Genomic DNA, 4,190 nt, shown 5'->3' on the forward strand with positions numbered 1-4,190 from the left:
TTTTGCGAGGAGCGCTCGTACTGCATGGTTGTCAGATAAGCAAGACCGGTACGCAGCAGGGAAAAGCCGATCATGCCCAGACAAAGCGCAATCAGAAGCCCACGTTCCTGTGTCAGATTCTGCACTGCATTATCGCCGGCTATAAACGTATCGACAATTCGCTGACTGATGTACGGATTCACGATAGTAAGCGCTGAGCCTACCACCGAGAGGCAGAGTGCCACAATATACCGCGTCCGGTTCCCCTTGAGGTTCTGCCACAGCCATTTAAGCTCGAACATTTGATCACCTGTTTCTGTGTGTTCTTACACTCTTGCTGGCGAAGAGTGAATAAATCAAAGTGATTATAACACATTAAGCGGCCGCCACCCGCTGCTGTGAAGATTTCTTGTTACAATCGCTTGAACGGGTATCTAAGCACCTGTCCGGCTTATAATCCCAGTATAAATTCAGGCGGATTTCCGCCATATCACCATAATCGCAAAGTTTCCGCATGAACACCATGTGGAGAATGTTTATAAATAAAGTTTCCCTTGCATATTTAAGAGAGCGTATTCAGTATTAAAATGGTAAAAATACCAATTGAGCTGTCTGTACGGCAATGTTCCGTATGGCAGATAGGAGACGATGTTTGTTGATCAAAGAGTTTGTGATCCGAAATGTGCGGGATGGAGAGGAAGAGAAGCTCGAGAAATTTGGTTTTGTGCTCAAAATGCTCTATCTGTATCACGGAGATCTGGATAAACGAAATATGTTTCTGGCAGTAAAAGATGAGGAAGTGGTGGCCGTTGCCCATCTCATGCTCCATGATACGTTTGATGCGGAAGGGCATGACGAAGACCCGGGCTTTGTCCGCTATCTGATCAGTGAAATCAAGTTTGCAGACCAGGATGAGGATGAGGCGATCAAGGATGCCTTGCTGGATGCGATGATTGTCCGCGCCCAAGAGATCAAGGCACAGCATCCGGATAAGCGGATTGTGATCGCCCAATATACGGATACGGATAACCTCCCGGAGCAGAGCTATTACCTGAAACGCGGGTTTACGGTTTACGATACAATTGTCGTATTCAAATATGACCTGAGCCGGGTGATTCCGCAGTATCCTTTGCCTGAGGGGGTGCAGATACGCCCCTATGTGCTGGATAACGACGAAGCCCGCGGGCAATATCATCAGGCAGAGCTCGCCTCCTTCGACGGTGTGGCCTGGAGCATGAATCAGCTGGCCTGGATGCAGGGGGCAGAGGAAATGACGAACTTCTGCGCGTTTAGCGGGGATCAGTTCCTGGGCAACACCTCAACCTGGAGCATTGCTGAAGGTCATAGTGCAACGGAAAATGTATTCGTCATCCCGGAATGGCAGCAACAAGGGATTGCCCGGAACCTCCTCTGCACCGCGCTGGAATACCTGAAGGATCAGGGCAAAACCATCGCCACCCTGGGCACACATGGGACCAATAAAAAAGCCATCCGGCTCTATACTCAAATCGGCTACGAGCTGGATGGATTCAGGCTGACTCTTGGGTATGCGGTTGATTAATCTTCCGGGAGATCAATAAACGCTAAATATGGAAGGAGCTCTAAATGGCAAGCATCCTAAGCAAGATTGACTGGACCGGGAGAAGCAGTCTGCTGGAAAAGCTGCTGAAAGAACAGGATCAGCTTGTCACGCAGGCCATGGTTCACGGGTTTGAGGCTGAGGTGATGAAGATCGTGTCCGGGCGGGAAAGCTTCGTGCTGAAGCTCTGGAACAAAAGCTCCAGACCGGATATCGGTGCGCAGTATCATTTATTGAAGGAACTGTTTGAACGGGGGATAGCCGTCTCAGAGCCGTTGGGCTGGGGAATAGATGCTAACGGGGATAAGGTGCTGTTAACAACCTTTGACGGGACGCCCGTAAAAAAAGTAAATGCGCAGAAGCTGGCGGTGCTTGCGGATATGCTGGGGAAGCTGCATCAGATCAAAGTAGAAGACTTGCAGGGGACACATCTGCCTGCCAATGATTTTATGAAGTACTTCTTCCCGGGGGCAAAAGAGTACGCCGATATCTCCCGGTTATTGATTCCCCTTGTTCAGAGTGCCCCAATGAAACAGGAAAGCATAATACACGGCGACTTCCATATGAACAATATTGTAGAGAAGAACGGGCGCTATACGATCATAGATTGGACGAACGGGCAGGCAGGTGATCCAGGTTATGATTTTGCCTGGAGCGTTGTTCTGCTGAGTGTATATATTTCAGAGCCGTATGCAGCAGCGTTTCGTTCCGCCTACTTACAGCGATATAATATTGGGCCGGAAAAGCTTAAGATATATGAAGCGCTGGCCGTTCTCAGATGGATGCTGCTTCAGCGCAGCGGCGGTGTGCCTGTAAAGCAGGATACCTTCCAGCGCATAACGGGTATTGCTGAACATAATCCGTTTCTGCAGGGATGACGTTTGAACAAACCAAATGGACTGTGCTAACCTTGACCGGGTTGACACAGTCCTTTGTTATGAGGCAGACCTGCAACAATGATTAATGGGAAGCGTACGAGGCGGCAGCAGCTGAGGACGTGGCGGCTACGGCAATAGCTGTCTGCTGGGCGATAACGATATTGGTCAGGCTGGTGGAAAGCGCCGCCGTTAAAACACCGCTTTTTAACTCGTCGATCTGCTTGTACGCAACCAGTGCAGCCGAAAGCAGCAGCAGCTCCTGCTTGGTGATGGACCAGCTGCCGAAGCCTTTTTTGGTCCGCAGTGATTCATAGGTGTCAGAGATGTCTTGCACGAGTGTTTCATGGCCGGCAGGCAATAACGACAATACACCCAGTGACGAAAGGGTATATTCCTTATCCAGCCGGATGTTCCGGGTGCGGAAGGCATCCCGCAGGGCGAGGACACGTGCGGCTGCCTCCGGAGTATCTTCACCAAGAACCAGTACCTGCGTCAGCGCCTGCACGCTGTTGCCCGACAGGAATTCCGGTTTCAGTTCAGCATAGAGCTGTTCCATACGGGCTGTTCCGCGCTCCGGTTCAAGATCTGACAGCGCGAGCATAGCCGCGAAGATATAGTCGTCCTGTCCGGTGAGAAATCGGTGGTTCGCCTTCATGCTGTCGTAGAAATGCCGGGCTCTGTCTGCCGTCCGTTGATGTTGGTCCGGAGTCGTATGGGCGGCGATCTGGTAAGCGGCGACCACAAGATAATCCGAGGCCCGGAATTTCAGACCCTTCAGCAGGTCATATACGGTAAGGGTGTCTGCCAATAGGGCTTCCTTGCCGTTTGAAAGCGACAGCAGTGCTGCGATACAGACGGACAGGTTACCCCGGAAGGTAGAAAAGGGGCCGGTGGTGCTCTTGATCAAGTCACTGCTCCCCCGGATGGCATCTACATCCACTGTTTTATTCTCTGCTGTGTACAACAGTGCAGCTAAACGGTTAATCTGCCCGCTTTTCCAGGCAAAAGCCTTCTTGATGGTCTGTGTATTCTGGGCGAATAATTCAAGCCTTGCTTCAAACTGCGCTTTCATTATAGAGCTCCTCTCATCAGCCGGGTATAGTCTCACATAGATTATTCTACTATAATTAACCAGCAGACATTCAAAAAAATGGAAGTTTGTATTCTGACGATGATAGTATCTAGGACCCTCGAAGGATGAGGGTTCTTTTTGACGTGTCGAAGTTTGTCATTTTCTTGTCATTGGAGGAAAGTATAATTATTTAAAAAGTAAGCATTGAGAAATTGAAAGGGTTGATAGGACAATGAAAAAAACTTCGCTGGGGAAGCTGGGCCTAGTCTCGGCTCTGGTAATTATGCTGTTAAGCGGCTGTGTGGTAAGTACAGGCTCGGTTACCGTTAACCTGCCAAGCGATAAACCGGGCGCTTCGGAGCATCTATTCCTAAGATATTCAGACGGAAGTGTGGTTCAAGTACCGGATGATACAGGAACAGGATCTATTGCGGTCAACACGGAATCCGGCAAAACGATCGTTGGCGGGTATGTCAGCGACAGTATCGTAAGCTGGGTCCCTGTATTGTCATATAGCTCAAGCTATGTCAATGTGAGCGGATTTGCAGCCCATAAACCGACAGTAGCTGCAGATCACGTTGCATTGTTTCAGGCACCAGCGGTGGCTGACAGCGCGTATCCGGGGTATATCAACGTAACCTTTGCAGTCTACGGAACAAATGGCGAGCTTGTCGATGGACAG

General features: G+C 50.0%; 4 protein-coding genes and 1 pseudogene. 3 read left to right on the forward strand and 2 right to left on the reverse strand.

Going from position 1 to position 4,190, the window contains the following annotated elements; translation table 11 throughout:
- A pseudogene (locus AQR02_RS29255) lies at nucleotides 1-281 on the reverse strand (ABC transporter ATP-binding protein); the annotation flags it as partial.
- Nucleotides 282-634: 353 nt separating this feature from the next.
- On the opposite strand from AQR02_RS29255, the gene AQR02_RS29260 reads away from it, so the two are divergent.
- On the forward strand, nucleotides 635-1,540 hold the full coding sequence (locus AQR02_RS29260) for a GNAT family N-acetyltransferase (protein ID WP_054943834.1): 906 nt from the start codon (nucleotides 635-637) through the stop codon (nucleotides 1,538-1,540).
- A gap of 44 nt (nucleotides 1,541-1,584) precedes the next feature.
- Nucleotides 1,585-2,436 carry an aminoglycoside phosphotransferase family protein gene (locus AQR02_RS29265; protein ID WP_054943835.1) on the forward strand — a complete coding sequence of 284 codons (852 nt, stop codon included), beginning with the start codon at nucleotides 1,585-1,587 and terminating at the stop codon, nucleotides 2,434-2,436.
- A gap of 82 nt (nucleotides 2,437-2,518) precedes the next feature.
- Here AQR02_RS29265 and AQR02_RS29270 read toward each other — a convergent pair whose 3' ends face one another.
- A complete protein-coding gene (locus AQR02_RS29270; protein ID WP_054943836.1) occupies nucleotides 2,519-3,508 on the reverse strand; it encodes a DUF4003 family protein in 990 nt (329 codons plus the stop codon).
- A gap of 232 nt (nucleotides 3,509-3,740) precedes the next feature.
- On the opposite strand from AQR02_RS29270, the gene AQR02_RS29275 reads away from it, so the two are divergent.
- Nucleotides 3,741-4,190: hypothetical protein (locus AQR02_RS29275; RefSeq protein WP_159067880.1), on the forward strand; the 450-nt coding region annotated here is incomplete at its 3' end.

It is taken from the genome of Paenibacillus ihuae, from assembly GCF_001368795.1.
Classification (GTDB): domain Bacteria; phylum Bacillota; class Bacilli; order Paenibacillales; family Paenibacillaceae; genus Paenibacillus_AQ; species Paenibacillus_AQ ihuae.

Coding starts and splice junctions, on each gene's coding strand:
- AQR02_RS29265 (WP_054943835.1), top strand. CDS start 1,585: ATGGCAAGCATCCTAAGCAAGATTGACTGGACCGGGAGAAGCAGTCTG.
- AQR02_RS29270 (WP_054943836.1), bottom strand. CDS start 3,508: ATGAAAGCGCAGTTTGAAGCAAGGCTTGAATTATTCGCCCAGAATACA.